Raw genomic sequence first — 15,339 nt, forward strand, 5'->3', positions numbered from 1 at the left:
ATTGCGCTGTTTACATCGTCGCTTCGACAGCCCGTCTGGTCATCACGTTCACCAGATGTGCGCGATACTCCTTGCTGCCATGCAAGTCCCCAATCATGTTCGCGGGGTTGACCCTCAGGTCCATCAACGCATCCGGCCGGAACTCTTTGTTCAGGGCCTGCTCAGCCTCACCCCATCGAAACACGCCATCTTCGCTGGCCCCGGTTACGGCAACCCGAACACCGTCAGCGAAGCGGGCAAGAAACACGCCCACCAACGCAAAACGCGACGCCGGTTGCAGAAACTTCTGGTAACTCGCCGCCTGTGGCACCGGAAAGCGGACAGACGTAATGATTTCACCTTCATCCAGCGAAGTGGTGAACATGCCCTGAAAAAAGTCATCTGCCGCAATCTGGTGTGTATTGGTAACGATGGTCGCACCTGATCCCAGAACACCCGCAGGATAACAGGCTGCAGGATCATTGTTTGCCACCGACCCGCCAATTGTGCCGCGGTTGCGCACTGCCGGATCGCCGATCTGACCAGCCAGCGCCGCCAGTGCCGGGTACGACCCCGCCGCATCACGCGCCACCGAGGCATGAGTCGTCGCCCCGCCGATCGCAACCGAGCCATCGTCTTCAATGCAAACACCCTTCATCTCGGCAATTCCGCTCAGGGATACCAGGGATGATGGCGCCGCCAGTCGCTGTTTCAGCGTCGGGATAAGGGTCTGCCCTCCTCCCAACGCCTGTGCATCCTCGGCCGCCAACGCGGCAACCGCATCGGCTATGGTCGAGGGTTTTTCAAACTCGAAACTGTACATTTTGCTTTTCCTTTCCGAAGGGCGTTTCCCGGCCCTTCATCTTTTTGGAAATACTCCGGGGGTCCGGGGGCTGGCCCCCGGTCCATCCTCTCAACTCAGCCGTTCATAGCTGCCCAGACGCGCGACGGGCTGACCGGCATGTCGATGTGGTCCACCGCCTTGCCGCCCGAATTCAGCGCATCCAGCACCGCATTGACAACTGCCGGCGGCGATCCGATCGCGCCCGCTTCGCCACAGCCCTTCACACCCAATGGGTTATGAGTACACGGCGTCTGGCTAGAATGGTCGACACCATAGAATGGCACATCATCGGCACGCGGCATGGCGTAATCCATGAAGGACGCACTCAGCAACTGGCCATTCTCGTCATAGGCGCAGTTCTCCAGCAGGGCCTGACCGATGCCCTGACCGATACCGCCATGGACCTGGCCGTCAACGATCATCGGATTGACGATATTGCCAAAATCATCCGCAGCCGTGAATTTCTCGATGCTGACCTGACCGGTGTCCGGATCAACCTCGACCTCACAGGCATAAGCACCTGCCGGGAAGGTGAAATTGGCCGGGTCATAGAAGGCGGTTTCCTCAAGCCCCGGCTCGACCTCCAGCGGATAGTTGTGCGGGACATATGCCGTCAGGGTCACATCCCCCCACGCCACCGACTTGTCGGTGCCCGCGACACTGAACTGACCATCCTTCAGCTCGATATCGGCCTCGGACGCTTCCAGCAGATGTGCAGCGATCTTTTTCGCCTTATCGATCACCTTCTCGGTCGCTTTGACCATGGCCGACCCACAGACCGCAAGCGAACGTGAGCCGTAGGTGCCCATCCCGAACGGGATCTTGGACGTATCCCCATGCACGATCTCGACCATCGACTCGTCGATGCCGATCATGTCCGCCACCACCTGCGGGAAGGCGGTTTCATGCCCCTGCCCGTGGCTGTGCGCACCGACCATGACGCTGATCGACCCAGTCGCGTTCACGCGCACCGTCGCAGCGTCATAGAGACCCGCGCGGGCCCCCAGCATTCCAACGATGTTCGAGGGCGCGATGCCACAGGCCTCGATATAGCAGTTGATGCCAAGACCGCGCAGCTTGCCCTTAGCTTCACTCGCTGCACGACGCGCAGCAAAGCCTGCCAGATCGGCAGCAGCCTCAAGCTTGTCCATCGTCCCGTTGTAATTCCCGGTGTCATAGGTCAGCGCCACCGGCGTGTCATAGGGGAACTGAGTGATGAAGTTCTGACGGCGCAGTGCAATCGGATCGACGCCCAGCTCACGTGCGGCCTTGTCCACGACGCGCTCCAACTGGAAGGTCGCCTCGGGGCGGCCTGCACCGCGATAGGCATCCACCGGCACCGTGTTCGTGAACATCGCTTTCACGTTTACCTGAATGACCGGCGTCTTGTAGTTGCCCGCCATCAACGTGCCGTGCAGCCAGGTCGGAACCGAGCTGGAGAAGGTCGACAGATACGCGCCCAGATTGGCATAGGTGTTGGTCCGCAGGCCGACAAAATTATTGTCCGCATCCAGCGCCAGCTCGATCTTGCTGACGTGATCCCGACCCTGCGCATCCGACATGAATGCCTCGGACCGGCTGGCCGTCCACTTGACAGGACGCCCGCAGGCTTTTGCCGCAAAGGTACAGAACGCTTCTTCGGCATAGTGGAAGATCTTGGTGCCAAAGCCGCCACCCACATCCGGGGCCACCACGCGGACCTTGTGTTCGGGCAGACCCAGAACAAAGGCGCACATCAGCAGACGGATCACGTGCGGGTTCTGCGACGTCGTGTAAAGAGTATACTCTTCGGTCGCGCGGCTGTACTCGGCCAAGGCCACGCGCGGCTCCATTGGGTTGGCGACCAGACGGTTGTTCACCAAATCCAGCGTTGTCACATGAGCCGCGTTGGCGAAGACATCGTTTACCTTGGCGTCATCGGCCTCGCCCAGCTGCCAGTCATAGCAGATGTTGTTCTTGAGGTCGTCATGAACCAGCGTCGCGCCATCTTGCGCTGCGGCCTTCATATCCATGACGGCTGGCAATTCATCGATATCCACGTCGATTGCCTCGGCCGCGTCGCGCGCCTGTTCAAGGCTATCGGCCACAACGGCGGCGATGGGATCGCCAACGTGGCGAACTTTGCCCTGCGCCAGAATGGGGTGCGGCGGCTCCTGCATGGGTGCGCCGTGTTTGTCGGTGACTTCCCAGCCGCAGGGCATCCCACCCACGCCTTCGAAGTCCTTACCGGTGAACACTTTGACCACACCTGGCATGGCTTCCGCCGCAGATGTGTCTATGGATTTGATCCGGCCATGTGCAATGTCGGACCGCAGAAAATGTACATAGGCCTGACCACGTACGTTGATGTCGTCGGTGTAATTGCCCGCTCCGGTCAGAAAGCGCACGTCCTCGCGCCGCTTGGAACTGGCTCCGATGCCACTGTCTTTGGGCATTGCTTGTTCTCCTCCCTGGGAAAGAATTTTCGCTAAAAATTCTTTGCGACCGCTTTATTCGGCGGCGATGCTGGAAACGTCCTGGCCCGATGCGGCCATGATCGCCTTGACTATGTTGTGATACCCGGTGCAGCGGCACAGGTTGCCTTCCAGATATTTCCGGATCTCGGCCTCGGTCGGACGCGGGTTATCTTTCAGCAGCGCGGCGGCGCTCATCACCATGCCGGGCGTGCAAAAGCCGCACTGAAGGCCATGGTGATCCTGAAACGCCTGCTGGATCACGTTCAGCGAACCGTCCGGGTTGGCCTGCCCCTCAATCGTACCGACGTCGGCACCGTCCGCCTCAAGCGCCAGCATGTTGCAGGATTTGACCGCCTCCCCGTTCACGTGAACGACGCACGCGCCGCACTGCGCAGTGTCGCAACCAACATGTGTACCGGTCAGCGACAGGTGATCGCGCAGAAAGCTGGACAACAAGGTCCGGCCTTCGACTTCACCGCTCACGGGTTTTCCGTTCACGGTCATTGAGACCTGTGTCATAAGTTCCTCCCATTTCGTTTTTTTGCTTGTGCCGAGTTAAACACGGGAATTTTCGTTTGAGAACAAAAATCTTTGGCAGGTGCACGAACAGGTGGATTGGCCAATCACAACAGCTTAGCCCGCAATGGCGACCGGGCAAAATGCCCCTACGTCACACCTTCTTTCTGGCCCGGGGCTGCGGTCGTGTCGGAATTTCCTTGAGCAATCCGCCAACCCCCATCCCGGCGATATCCGCACTGGTCACCGGGATGCCGCAGGCCACGCGGGACAACACCCAGTCGGCCCCGTTCAAGGCAGGCGCACGCGCACATCCCGGCAGTCCAATGACGGGACGATCCGACAAGCTGCCAAGAAACAGCAGGTTGCCGGGATCGACCGGCATACCAAACCTGTCTACCTGACCCCCAGCCGAGCGCACGGCTTCGGGGGCCACGTCGGCGGGATCCGATGTCGCAGACCCTGTCAAGATCATCACGATATCCTCTTGCATTGCGGCAATGGCTTCGGCCAGATCTGGCGTTCGATGCGGCACGATGCGGATATCGTTCAACTCCATCCCAAGCGCTTCGACACGTCCGCGCATCGAAGCAATACCCTTTTCATTCGGTGGACCGCCGGGAATGTCGGTCACGATCAATCCGGCTGTGCGGTGGACGGGTACGACCAGCCGGATCGAGTTCTCGGCCAGTCGCGATGCCCGCAACACGTCACCGCCGGGAACCGCATACGAGATCACCTTGATCGTTGCGACCATCCCACCGGCTTCCATCTGCTGGTGCTGGGGGACAGTGGCGACCGTTATCATTGGATTGACCAGATTGAACTGCCGCAGAGCATCTGTATCCAGAACCACGACGCCGGGCCCGTCCGCCAGCAGGTTGACGCGCCCGGTAAATGGCTGCGTTACCCGAAGACCAGCAGCGGCCGGGTCTGGCGCCAAAGCCTCGGCCAGCATTCGGGCGGCTTCGTCCTCGTGGCAATCCCCGGGTTCCAGCCGGGCCACGATAACCTCGGAATGGCCGGCTTGTGTCAGTTGTTCAAGGTGTTCACGCGACAGGATCACGCCTTTGCGCAGTTTGACTGTGCCAGCCTGAACCGAGTGCGCAAGTACCGCCCCTTCTGCTTCGGGCACCTGGACCGGTCCGAATTTCACGCTTTGCCCCGCAACACGGCGGTCATTTGCGCCAAAATGGCAACCGCTATTTCCGAAGGATCCGCAGCGCCGATATCCAGTCCGATCGGACCGTGGATTCTGGCAATCTGCGCATCTGTTAAGCCAGCCTGCTTCATGCGGTCCATTCTTTTGGCGTGTGTGCGTGTAGAACCAAGTGCGCCTATATAGAACACATCAGCCTGCAACGCGGCCTGCAACGCCGGATCATCCAGTTTGGGATCGTGGGTCAGCAAAACCACTGCGGTCCGCGCATCCAGCCCCAGTTGAGCGACCGCCTCGTCTGGCCATGCCGTCAGAATGGTTTCACCGGGAAACCGCGCGCTGGATGCGAAGGCTTCTCGCGGATCAATGATTGCAGGATCATACCCGGCAATCCGCGCCATTGGCACAAGCGCCTGCGCAATGTGGACCGCGCCCACGATGATCAGCCGCAGCGGAGGGTTGTGGACAGCCACAAAGGTCTTGCCGTCCGCTTCAAAACCGGACCGGTCCATGCGGAGCCTCTCGCGATAAGCGTTCCGGCGTAAAGCCCGGTGCCCCGTGTCGATATTGACTTCATACGCGACGGCTTCACGCCCTGCGCGCGCCGCAACCAGATCGGTCAGCATGTTTTCCGTCAGAACCGAGCCGACAGGCTCGACCAGAACACGTATCGTGCCGCCACAGGCCAGACCGACGGCAAAGGCGTCCTCGTCGCTGACACCGAATTCCAGCAGGCGCGCCTCGCCTTCATCGATGGCTTCCATTGCTTCGACGATTACGGCACCCTCGACACATCCACCGGAGACTGACCCTTCGATCCGGCCATCTCCCCCGATCACAAGCTGCGATCCCACCCGGCGCGGTGCACTGCCCCAGGTATCGACGACGGTCGCCAGGGCCGCGCCGCGGCCCTTGCGGAACCAGTTCAGTGCTGTCTCCGGGCTATTGTCGAATCGGTCCATCGAAACCTCCTGGCGTTTCCCGTTCCAACATAGGCAGGTTTGCTGCAATGAAAAGTCAGCCCTGCGGCCAGGTCAGCAAGAAACCCATGGCTGGAAGACAAACGGATCCTCGGGGCAATCTGACGGCTTCATCATATTCAAAAAACCCTAGGATTGATTGTTTTCGGCGCAGGATTTAGCCTAACCCCCGCATCTGGCAAGCTGCCTGATGTTCTGCCACTTTTTTTGAATCGGAGAGAAAATTGAAACGTATTCTTTCACTGGGGACCGCATTGGGGCTGATGGCCTCGACTGCTGTATGGGCTGATACATTCGAACGGTATGGAGAGGTTGAAGGCTGGAAAGTCTTTGTGGACAAGGAAAAGAAGTCCTGTCTGATTGAAGCCGTGGACAGTGCCGAAAACGTGGTTCAGATGGGGCTGACCGAAGACCGCGGGGTTGGCTACGTCGGCATATTCACCAAGGAAAAAACCGATATCAAACGCGGTGAAAAAGGTGCGGTCGCAATCATGCTGGGTGACAACCTGTATGTCGGCGAAGGTACCGGCATGAAAGGGAACATCACCAAGGGCTATTCCGGTGGCTATGTCCTGTCGGACAACCCGCAATTCGCCGACGATCTGGCCAAACAGAAGGTCATGGTCGTTTTTCCGGAAAAGGAATTCGCCTTTACCGTCGATCTGACGGGCACCTACAAAGCCATGGAAATGGCACGAGAGTGCAATGAAAAGCAGCTAGGCTAAGCCTGCTCTGAAAGCGCGGTCATCAGCCGCGCTTTCTCGCCGTTGTCGTCGGTCCGCGATATGACCTGGGCCAGTTCCTCAAGCGAAGCGATGGAATGACCTGCCCGAAAGCTGTCGACATGGGGCAGCATGGCCGCAATTCCCTTGGCCTTGGGTGCAAAGCCATCCCATCGCAGCAGGGGGTTCAGCCAGATCAGGCGTCTTGCGGACAGATGCAGCCTCTCAATTTCCTTCGACAGTGCATCCGGCTCACCGCGATCCAGCCCGTCTGAGATCAGCAGAACCACCGCGCCCTGCCCCATGACCCGTCTGGACCAGTCCCGATTGAAAGCGTGAAGGCATTCCCCGATACGGGTTCCTCCTTCCCAGTCCTGCGCCTCGGCTCCGGCGGCGGCCAGCGCTGCATCGACATCGCGCTGATGCAGGTGTCTGGTGATATTCGTCAGTCGGGTTCCGAAAGTGAAAGCATGAACCCTGGCCCAGCCCGCGCCGCGCGCATTCGAGACGGTGTGCAGAAAATGCAGGATGATCCGGCTGTATTGACTCATCGAGCCCGATATATCGCAAAGAACGACAAGGTTGGGCCAGCGCGGTCTGGGCCGTTGCCGGGCGATGTCCCGCATGTCCCCACCTTGCCGCATCGCGGCCCGCAACGTTCGGGCCCGGTCGATACGATGACCCAGATGGCTGACTTGACCACGGCGTGAAGCAATGGGTTTGACCGGCAGAGACAAGCGCGACAGCATCCGTTTGGCCTGTGCGATTTCGTCGGTGCTCATCTGTTCGAAATCCAGATTTCGCAGTCGTTCTTCGGACGACGCGGTCTGAGAGGCATCAATGTCGAGTTCGGTTTCCTCACCCTGATCCTCGACTTCGGGCAGATCCTTTTCGACACCATCCAGCAGGGCCTCGGCTGCCCGCTTTTCGGCTGCATCCGCTTTGCGCTCCTCCTGAACACCGCGAATGGCCGGCAGCATCATGGACATCATGTGTTCGAGATAGCGTGGATCCCGCCAATAAAGGCGAAACACCTGTGCAAACACGGTGCGGTGTTCCGGACGACTGACGAAACAGGCGTGGAGGGTCCAGTAGAAATCCTGCTTGCGGGTAAAACCGGCGGCTTCAACGGCGCGGATGGCATCAATGACGCGGCCGGTTCCTATCGGCAACCCGGCCTTGCGCAGAGCGCGGGCAAAATGGGTGATATTCTGCGCCAGTTTGGGATCATCGGGAATGTCGATCGGCAGTTGCTCGGCCATCACAATGCATGGGGGCGCTGCCCCCATACCCCCGGAGTATTTGGGAAAAGATGAAGCATCACGCCGGTTCGAGTGAGGCTTTGGCCTGATCCAGAATGCGTTTCGCCTCGGACCCCTGCAGTTTCTGGATATCATCCTGATATTTCAGGATTGCGCCCAGTGTGTCGCCGATCACTTCGGGGCTGAGGTTGATGACATCCAGCGCCAACAGGCACTTGGCCCAGTCGATCGTTTCGGCGACGCCGGGCTTCTTGAACAGGTCCTCGGTCCGCAGATGCTGGACAAAGGCCACAATTTCACGACTGAGGGCGTCGGCGGCCTCGGGCGCGCGGGCATGCAGGATTTCGATTTCACGGTCGAAATCCGGATAGTCGACCCAATGATACAGGCACCGTCGTTTAAGCGCGTCGTGGACCTCGCGCGTTCGGTTCGACGTGACGATCACAATCGGAGGTTCCGGCGCTTTGATCGTACCGAGCTCCGGGATCGTCACCTGAAAATCACTGAGAGCTTCCAGAAGGAAAGCTTCGAATGGCTCATCCGTACGGTCCAGTTCGTCAATCAGGAGTACAGGCGCGCCGCCTTCATCGGGTTGCATGGCCTGCAGCAAAGGGCGTTCCACGAGGTATTCTTTGGAAAACAGTTCGGCCTGCAGGGCGGATCTGTCGGCAGTACCTGCCGCTTCGGCAGTCCGGATTGCTACCATTTGCGCGGGAAAGTTCCACTCGTAAACGGCCGATGCGGCATCCAGCCCCTCGTAGCACTGCAACCGGATGAGCCGCCGCCCCAGACCGGAAGCCAGCGCCTTGGCGATCTCGGTTTTGCCGACCCCGGCCTCGCCTTCCAGAAACAGCGGGCGACCCAGTTTGAGAGACAGAAACACAACGGTCGCCAGAGACCGGCCGCAGACGTATCCCTGCGCGCCCAACATCTTCTGAACCGCATCAATGGATTGGGGGTGGTTCATCAGCCAATCTCCTTTCGCACACAAGGGCATGGTGCCGGTCTTGCGTCAACCCCACGGGTCTTTCTGGACTTACTGCGATCAGATGGTTCGACAAGGTCTTTCACGATTGCGACCCTTGTGCTAGCCGGGGCATATGACAGACAGCATCACGATCCGCCGCCCCGACGACTGGCATCTGCATCTGCGCGATGGCGCCATGTTGCACGCCGTTCTGCCCGAAACAGCACGCCACTTTGCGCGCGCCATCATCATGCCGAACCTTGTGCCCCCTGTCGTCACCGGCGCACAGGCCGCAGCCTATCGGGAGCGTATTCTGGCCTCGCTGCCGGAAGGAATGAGTTTCGAGCCGCTGATGACGTTGTATCTGACCGAAGATACGGACCCGGATGACCTGGCCGCCGCCCATACCAGCGGTCTGATCAAGGCTGTCAAGCTGTACCCGGCAGGGGCGACGACAAATTCGGCCTCGGGCGTGCGCGATTTCGACAAGGTCCGCCCTGTTCTGGAAAGGATGGCCGACATTGGTTTGCCGCTTTGTGTGCATGGCGAAGTAACCGATGCCGACATCGATATTTTTGACCGTGAAGCCGTGTTCATCGACCGCGTTCTGGACCCGATCCGCAGGGCGACGCCCGGACTGCGTGTTGTGATGGAGCATATTACGACGAAAGACGGTGTTGATTATGTCAGGTCGAATGAGACCGGTCTGGGTGCGACGATTACGGCGCATCATCTGATCATCAATCGCAACCACATTCTGGTTGGCGGCATCAAACCACACTATTATTGTCTGCCTGTCGCCAAACGGGAAGAACACCGCCTTGCATTGCTGGCCGCAGCGGCCTCGGGCGATGCGCGGTATTTCCTGGGCACGGACAGCGCACCGCATACGGATGCCAACAAGGAAATGGCCTGCGGTTGCGCCGGGTGTTTCACGGCGACAAACACCATGTCGCTGCTGGCGGAAATGTTCGAGCGTGAAGACGCGCTGGACAAGCTGGAAGGGTTTGCCTCGCTCAACGGTCCGGCATTTTATGGCTTGCCTGTGAATGAGGACAGCCTGACCCTGACGAAAGGTGACGCGGTGACCTACCCGTCCAAAATTGAGACAGGGGATGGCCCTGTGACCGTGTTCGACCCGGGCTTCCCGCTGCACTGGCGGGTTGATTAACCTACAGGATTGATTGGCAATTCGCGGGCGCGGCCCCCGGTGCGCAGCATCGACCAGACCGCGTCCGCGTCTTCGTGTCCGATAAGTTTGGCGGCCTTGCCGCGGACGCGGTCTTCGCGGTCCGACAGAGCCATGGGCGTCAGCAGATCATGCTTCGCCTCACACCGGACGCCATCGCGGCGCAGAAGAGATATCTGCGCCTGCGTTTCAGACAGGCTGTCATCGGCATCGACTGAAATCCGGTTTCGCAGGGACACAATGCGCGGGTCGGCGCAGGTTCTGGCCGAATAGCTTTCCGGCAATGCGGTATCGAATCCCAGCGCCTGCATCGCAATCACCGTTCGATAGGAAAACTTGGCACCCAATCCGGTGTCCGGCGACATCTGGTTACACACGCTCATCCAGCGCGGGTGCGTCTTGATCTTGATCTCGGCCACTTCGGGTTCCGCGATGTCAAGGTCACGCGCCGCTTCCAGCGCCGCGTGCAACCCGTGGCAGCAGGCATGGAACTTGTGGCTGACGGACTCGAACAGCCATTCATCACCCAAACCATCAAGGGCAGAGACGATGTCGCCCTCTCCGTGATGAGTGGCGCCAAACCCGTACTGCCCTTCAAGCGCGGCAGAGTTCGGTTCGAACCCGCGCTGAACAAGCAGCGCCGCCTCGACACCGGCAGATGATGCCATACCGGCGTTATATGGCTTACCCATGGTTCCAAACTGCGCCTTAAGCCCGGAGGCGCGTGTCGCAGTAAGCCCCAGGGCTCTTTCCATTTGCCCGGCATCGAAGCCCAATATCCGCCCGGCGGCAACGGCCGCGCCAAACACGCCCGCCGTTGCGGACTGGTGAAACCCAGCTTGATAATGACCGCGTCCCAGCCACAGCCCGATGCGGATGGAGACCTCCATACCGACCAGCGCGGCCTCAAGAAGGTCCACGACAATGCGGTCGTCCCATTCCGCCAAGGCCAACGCAGCAGGCACAACAACCACCGAGGGGTGTCCGATATGGGCAAAATGCGTGTCGTCGTAATCCAGCGCATGTGAGACCGTACCGTTGACCAACGCGGCCGCGCGCAAGGGCGCTGAACCGCCGCCGAACAAGCGGGCCTGTTGTAGGCCGGCCTCGGCCAGAACCATTGCGCGGACGGTTTTCGACACAGGTTCGTCCGCGCCCGCCCGCCCTACCGCGATCCAGTCGAGCACGGACAGGGATGTTACGATCCGGGTCTGGGATGAGGTCGAAACGGGGCCAGCGGCGAAAGCGGCAATCTTGGTAGTGAAATCAGTCATGAGCGCAGTCTAGCGTGCGCCCGTCTCCGGTAAAGCGTCAGGATTGGGACACTAGCCGTAAAGTTCGGCGGCCCGGGCTTCAAACGCGCGCACGATCCGCTGCATTGCTTCGTTGAATACAACGCCAATGATGCCTTGCAGGATGGCATTCTTGAATTCGAAGTCCACATGGAAAGCGATATTGCAGCCGCCATCCGGGGCGTCCTCGAACTGCCAGTCGGACTTCATGTATTTGAACGGACCATCCAGGTATTCGGTATCGATCCTTTTCTGATCCGCAAACAAAGTCACGCGGCTACCAAAACGCTCGCGAAAGACTTTGAAAGAGATGACCAGATCGGCCTCCATCACCTGCGCTTCTCCAACAGCAAAGGTCTTGCGGACCCGCGCCGCGGCACACCATGGCAGGAATTCCGGATATTTGGCCACATCGGCAACCAGATCATACATCTGCTGAGCGGTGTAAGGCAGGTGGCGGTTTTCCGAATGAATGGGCATGGCGTCCGGTATTTGCAGGTGACAATGGCGCGTCATGTCGTATGTTGCGCGCCAAAGATCAAGGGGGCAGCAATGAGCGACCGCGCATATGTGATAGATGAGATGATCTCGGCCAAGGCGATTGCCGCGCGGATCGAAGAGCTCTGTCGCGAGATCACCGATGAGTTTGGCGGTACGGACAAGCTTGTCGTTGTTGGCTTGCTGCGCGGCAGCTTCGTGTTCATCGCCGACCTGGTGCGGGAACTGAACTTGCCGATCGAGGTCGATTTTCTCGAGGCATCCTCGTATGGAGACTCGATGGAAAGCAGCCGGGAAGTACGCATTCTCAAAGACTTGCGCGGCGCAATTGAAGGCCGGGACGTGTTGGTTGTCGAAGACATCGTCGACACGGGCCACACCCTGAACCATGTCACCCACCTGCTGCTGAGCCGGAAACCCAAACGACTGAAATCTATTGCTTTGCTGGACAAGCCCAGCCGGCGCGAGGTTGACTTCCGCTCGGATTGGATCGGGTTCGAAATTCCGGATGAATTTGTCGTGGGATACGGAATCGACTACGCACAGCGTAACCGCAACCTGCCTTTCATCGGCAAGGTTCGTTTTATCGAGAATTGACCGAGGACCGTACGGACCCTCGCCGTGTTCTGCGCAGTTCAGGTGGGGCCTACAAGCTAGTATTCGGCGTAATTTTTCAGGGTCTTTCAATCGCTGTATTGTGTGCTTGGCTTGTTGGTCAGGTAGTCCGTGACTAACCCCTGAAATGTCTACTGTACGAAAAGTCAATAAATTCAAGCAACCGAATATCAATGGACAATGTGCTCAACCGCAGACTACCCTTAGAAGAACAAAGGAGGTTTCTGCTAATGAAAGTGTCGTCTATTGGTCTTGTGGCTGCCTTTACAGTCGCTCTGACAACTGGTTTTGCGGATGCAAAAGATAACAAAGGCAAAGCAAAAGGTGCGGACAAATCCAAAGTCGAAGAGGCGATAAAATCCAATAATGGCGTCGCTGTTCCGCCCGGGCAGGTAAAGCGTTACACGCGAGGCCAAAAACTACCGAAAGATCTGCAATTCGACTACTTGGATGACCTTGATGGCTGGAAGTTGAAACCGTTACCTCCCGGTCAGAGATACGTCCGCGTGGATGACGAAATTTTGTCGATCTCGGACGACACACAAACCGTCATTGAGGCCGTGGGAATTGTCAGCGATTTGGTGAATTGAGCGATCAACCAACCAGTGAGCGAATTGCAGCCGAAAAAACCGTGGCACCAACCGGGATCAGCGCATCCGGGAAATCGTAGTCGGGATTGTGCAGTTGCGGGTGATCCGCCCCTGCCCCAAGCCAGAACATCGCCGTTTTCGCCGCTTTGCCGAACTGCCCAAAATCCTCAGAAAATTTCTGCGGCTCGGAAGTAATCTGGTAGGCCACATTCCGAGACGCGCAGGCGTCGGAAAGGATTTTGACCGCCTCGGTGTCGTTCGTGCACGCCTCGAAGATGTCATCATAGGTGATTTCGACCTGCAGCCCTGCTTTGTTTGCCGCTCGTCCGACCAGCGTCTCGGCCTCTTCGACCAGATTCCTCATCCGATCATCCGAAACGGTTCTGAGGGTCACCCAGATTTCCGCCTGCCCAGGAGCGACGCCAAAAGTCTGCTCGCCCAGGCTGGCATGCGTTACGGTTGTCAGGGCAAAATCATCGGTCAGCGGACCGCCTGTCCCCAACCCGGCCAGTTCCGGCAACAACCAAGCAAGCGCACCGATCGGCGAAATCCCGTCCTCGGGCGCGGCGGCATGTGAGGTTTTTCCCGTCAGAACCACCCGCATACCGCGCGAGGCGCAGTTGGCCGAGCGCCGGCAGATTTCGACATGACCCAGCTCAAGCCCGGGCAGATTGTGCAGCGAAAACACATAATCCGGGGAAAACTCAGAAAACCTCGGATCGGCCCGATAAGCGGCGGCACCCTTTCCCGTCTCTTCCGCCGGTTGAAAGATCAGAACCACACGACCGGATTTTGGCGGGTTATCTCTGAGGTCTTGGGTCACGCCCAGCACCATTGCCATATGGCCGTCATGCCCGCACAAATGACCTTTGCCCGCGACCCGCGAAACGTAGGGCGCGCTCGAAAGCTCCTGAATAGGAAGCCCGTCCAGTTCGCACCTGATGGCAACACAGGGCCCCGGATGGCCGCTGTCATATACTGCTGCTACGCCATGGCCGCCGATATCAGTCAGAACACGACCCGCACCAAGAGACCGCAGCAGGTCGGCAACCCGAGCGGCCGTTTTTTGTTCCTCACCGGACAGTTCCGGAAATTGATGCAATTCGTGTCGCAGCGCGGTCAGACGCGACAGGGTTTCAGGTTTCACCCTTGCTCCAGCTTCTTTTGGCGCGCGGCGCGCAGCCGAGCGAAGTCATCCCCAGCGTGGTACGAAGACCGCGTCAGCGGAGTGGCCGAAACCATCAGGAACCCTTTGCCATAAGCCGCCTTTTCGTATGAAGCGAACTCTTCGGGCGTGACAAACCGATCCACACCGTGGTGCTTGGGCGTGGGTTGCAGGTATTGACCGATGGTCAGAAAGTCGATGTCGGCAGCACGCATGTCATCCATGACCTGCCGTACCTGCTGCTCGTCTTCTCCCAACCCGACCATGATGCCCGATTTGGTGAAGATCGAGGGATCCAGTTCCTTGACCCGTTGCAGCAGACGCAATGAATGGAAGTACCGGGCACCAGGACGCACTTCGGGATAAAGACCCGGGACCGTTTCCAGATTGTGGTTGAATACATCTGGCTTGGCCTCGACAACAACTTCCAGAACTCCCGGATCACACTTCAGAAAATCCGGTGTCAGAATCTCGATCGTCGTTTTGGGCGAACGATGGCGCACGGCTCGAATGGTCTGGGCGAAGTGATCCGCCCCGCCATCTTCAAGATCATCACGATCGACCGAGGTGATGACAACGTGGTTCAGTCCCAACTTCTCGACTGCATGTGCAACGCGCCCCGGTTCGAACACATCCAGAGTGTCCGGCCGTCCGGTTGCGATGTTGCAGAAGGTGCATCCGCGCGTGCAGATGTCACCCATGATCATCATGGTGGCGTGGCCCTGGCTCCAGCATTCGCCGACATTGGGACAACCGGCTTCTTCACACACCGTAACAAGGTTGTTGTCCCGCATGATCCGCCTGGTGTCGGCGTATCCTTTGCCACCCGGCGCCTTCACCCGAATCCAGCTTGGCTTTTTCGGCTGAGCGTTGTCGGGGCGATGCGCTTTTTCAGGGTGGCGTTGTTCGGGAATCTTCAGATCACGCACGGCTCGGTATCCTGACTTTGGGTCAATTTTCTTTCCCTAACATAGTCCGCATGGCCGATCTACACCACAGGTGCATAGCCGCCATGCTGCCGATTGATGCAGGCGCAGCATCCTCTAATCGGATTTATGTTAAAACTTTCAATTCCAGTGGCTTCCGATGGCATCCGCCAACCGTG

The 15,339-nt window shown here is 58.8% G+C and carries 15 protein-coding genes; 4 read left to right on the forward strand and 11 right to left on the reverse strand.

Annotation, left to right across the window (positions count from 1 at the left end):
• Positions 1–10 precede the first annotated feature (10 nt).
• The 5 genes from ACR0JW_RS02770 to ACR0JW_RS02790 form a co-directional block, all read right to left on the reverse strand.
• Entirely contained in the window at positions 11–802 is a 792-nt protein-coding gene (locus ACR0JW_RS02770) for an FAD binding domain-containing protein (protein WP_170676872.1), read from the reverse strand.
• Positions 803–897: 95 nt separating this feature from the next.
• The gene (locus tag ACR0JW_RS02775; RefSeq protein ID WP_170676870.1) at positions 898–3,258 is read right to left on the reverse strand and encodes a xanthine dehydrogenase family protein molybdopterin-binding subunit; all 2,361 of its coding nucleotides are present in this window, start codon (positions 3,256–3,258) and stop codon (positions 898–900) included.
• 54 nt (positions 3,259–3,312) lie between these two features.
• Complete coding sequence (locus ACR0JW_RS02780) at positions 3,313–3,798, reverse strand: (2Fe-2S)-binding protein (RefSeq protein WP_170676868.1); 486 nt, start codon at positions 3,796–3,798, stop codon at positions 3,313–3,315.
• Positions 3,799–3,949: 151 nt separating this feature from the next.
• A complete protein-coding gene (locus ACR0JW_RS02785) occupies positions 3,950–4,951 on the reverse strand; it encodes a molybdopterin-binding protein (RefSeq protein WP_170676866.1) in 1,002 nt (333 codons plus the stop codon).
• On the reverse strand, positions 4,948–5,916 hold the full coding sequence (locus tag ACR0JW_RS02790; RefSeq protein WP_170824568.1) for an XdhC family protein: 969 nt from the start codon (positions 5,914–5,916) through the stop codon (positions 4,948–4,950). The genes ACR0JW_RS02785 and ACR0JW_RS02790 overlap by 4 nt, the downstream gene beginning before the upstream one ends.
• A 242-nt stretch (positions 5,917–6,158) precedes the next feature.
• Between ACR0JW_RS02790 and ACR0JW_RS02795 the strand changes: the two genes are divergently transcribed.
• Positions 6,159–6,659, forward strand: coding sequence for a hypothetical protein (locus ACR0JW_RS02795; protein WP_170616759.1), 501 nt, complete (start codon positions 6,159–6,161; stop codon positions 6,657–6,659).
• Here ACR0JW_RS02795 and ACR0JW_RS02800 read toward each other — a convergent pair.
• Positions 6,656–7,918 carry a vWA domain-containing protein gene (locus ACR0JW_RS02800; RefSeq protein WP_170676862.1) on the reverse strand — a complete coding sequence of 421 codons (1,263 nt, stop codon included), beginning with the start codon at positions 7,916–7,918 and terminating at the stop codon, positions 6,656–6,658. The two genes, ACR0JW_RS02795 and ACR0JW_RS02800, sit on opposite strands and share 4 nt — an antisense overlap.
• A gap of 58 nt (positions 7,919–7,976) precedes the next feature.
• Positions 7,977–8,885, reverse strand: coding sequence for an AAA family ATPase (locus ACR0JW_RS02805; protein ID WP_170676860.1), 909 nt, complete (start codon positions 8,883–8,885; stop codon positions 7,977–7,979).
• Between the two features lie 133 nt (positions 8,886–9,018).
• On the opposite strand from ACR0JW_RS02805, the gene pyrC reads away from it, so the two are divergent.
• Positions 9,019–10,056: a dihydroorotase gene (pyrC, locus tag ACR0JW_RS02810; RefSeq protein ID WP_170676858.1), complete on the forward strand. Its 1,038-nt coding sequence runs from the start codon at positions 9,019–9,021 to the stop codon at positions 10,054–10,056.
• Here the strand turns inward: pyrC and ACR0JW_RS02815 are convergent.
• The gene (locus tag ACR0JW_RS02815) at positions 10,053–11,348 is read right to left on the reverse strand and encodes an MmgE/PrpD family protein (RefSeq protein WP_170676856.1); all 1,296 of its coding nucleotides are present in this window, start codon (positions 11,346–11,348) and stop codon (positions 10,053–10,055) included. The genes pyrC and ACR0JW_RS02815 overlap by 4 nt on opposite strands.
• 51 nt (positions 11,349–11,399) lie before the next feature.
• A complete protein-coding gene (locus ACR0JW_RS02820; RefSeq protein WP_170616917.1) occupies positions 11,400–11,846 on the reverse strand; it encodes a type II toxin-antitoxin system RatA family toxin in 447 nt (148 codons plus the stop codon).
• A gap of 72 nt (positions 11,847–11,918) precedes the next feature.
• On the opposite strand from ACR0JW_RS02820, the gene hpt reads away from it, so the two are divergent.
• Together hpt and ACR0JW_RS02830 are read left to right on the forward strand one after the other, a co-directional pair.
• Positions 11,919–12,461, forward strand: a complete 543-nt coding sequence (hpt, locus tag ACR0JW_RS02825; protein WP_480713559.1) for a hypoxanthine phosphoribosyltransferase — start codon at positions 11,919–11,921, stop codon at positions 12,459–12,461.
• Positions 12,462–12,652: 191 nt separating this feature from the next.
• Positions 12,653–13,069 (forward strand): hypothetical protein, encoded by a 417-nt coding sequence (locus tag ACR0JW_RS02830; RefSeq protein WP_480713560.1) that lies wholly within the window; start codon positions 12,653–12,655, stop codon positions 13,067–13,069.
• 4 nt (positions 13,070–13,073) lie between these two features.
• Here the strand turns inward: ACR0JW_RS02830 and ACR0JW_RS02835 are convergent, their stop codons facing one another.
• Together ACR0JW_RS02835 and lipA are read right to left on the reverse strand one after the other, a co-directional pair.
• Positions 13,074–14,216 carry an amidohydrolase gene (locus ACR0JW_RS02835; protein ID WP_170676849.1) on the reverse strand — a complete coding sequence of 381 codons (1,143 nt, stop codon included), beginning with the start codon at positions 14,214–14,216 and terminating at the stop codon, positions 13,074–13,076.
• Positions 14,213–15,163, reverse strand: coding sequence for a lipoyl synthase (gene lipA, locus ACR0JW_RS02840; protein ID WP_170676848.1), 951 nt, complete (start codon positions 15,161–15,163; stop codon positions 14,213–14,215). Before lipA ends, ACR0JW_RS02835 begins: the two co-directional genes overlap by 4 nt.
• Positions 15,164–15,339 lie beyond the last annotated feature (176 nt).

The organism is Ruegeria sp. BG6 (assembly GCF_056538465.1).

Excerpts from the sequence above, each read along its gene's own strand:
- ACR0JW_RS02770 (WP_170676872.1), bottom strand. The coding sequence starts at position 802 with ATGTACAGTTTCGAGTTTGAAAAACCCTCGACCATAGCCGATGCGGTT.
- ACR0JW_RS02775 (WP_170676870.1), bottom strand. The coding sequence starts at position 3,258 with ATGCCCAAAGACAGTGGCATCGGAGCCAGTTCCAAGCGGCGCGAGGAC.
- ACR0JW_RS02780 (WP_170676868.1), bottom strand. The coding sequence starts at position 3,798 with ATGACACAGGTCTCAATGACCGTGAACGGAAAACCCGTGAGCGGTGAA.
- ACR0JW_RS02790 (WP_170824568.1), bottom strand. The coding sequence starts at position 5,916 with ATGGACCGATTCGACAATAGCCCGGAGACAGCACTGAACTGGTTCCGC.
- ACR0JW_RS02800 (WP_170676862.1), bottom strand. The coding sequence starts at position 7,918 with ATGGCCGAGCAACTGCCGATCGACATTCCCGATGATCCCAAACTGGCG.
- ACR0JW_RS02805 (WP_170676860.1), bottom strand. The coding sequence starts at position 8,885 with ATGAACCACCCCCAATCCATTGATGCGGTTCAGAAGATGTTGGGCGCG.
- pyrC (WP_170676858.1), top strand. The coding sequence starts at position 9,019 with ATGACAGACAGCATCACGATCCGCCGCCCCGACGACTGGCATCTGCAT.
- ACR0JW_RS02815 (WP_170676856.1), bottom strand. The coding sequence starts at position 11,348 with ATGACTGATTTCACTACCAAGATTGCCGCTTTCGCCGCTGGCCCCGTT.
- ACR0JW_RS02820 (WP_170616917.1), bottom strand. The coding sequence starts at position 11,846 with ATGCCCATTCATTCGGAAAACCGCCACCTGCCTTACACCGCTCAGCAG.
- hpt (WP_480713559.1), top strand. The coding sequence starts at position 11,919 with ATGAGCGACCGCGCATATGTGATAGATGAGATGATCTCGGCCAAGGCG.
- ACR0JW_RS02830 (WP_480713560.1), top strand. The coding sequence starts at position 12,653 with ATGGACAATGTGCTCAACCGCAGACTACCCTTAGAAGAACAAAGGAGG.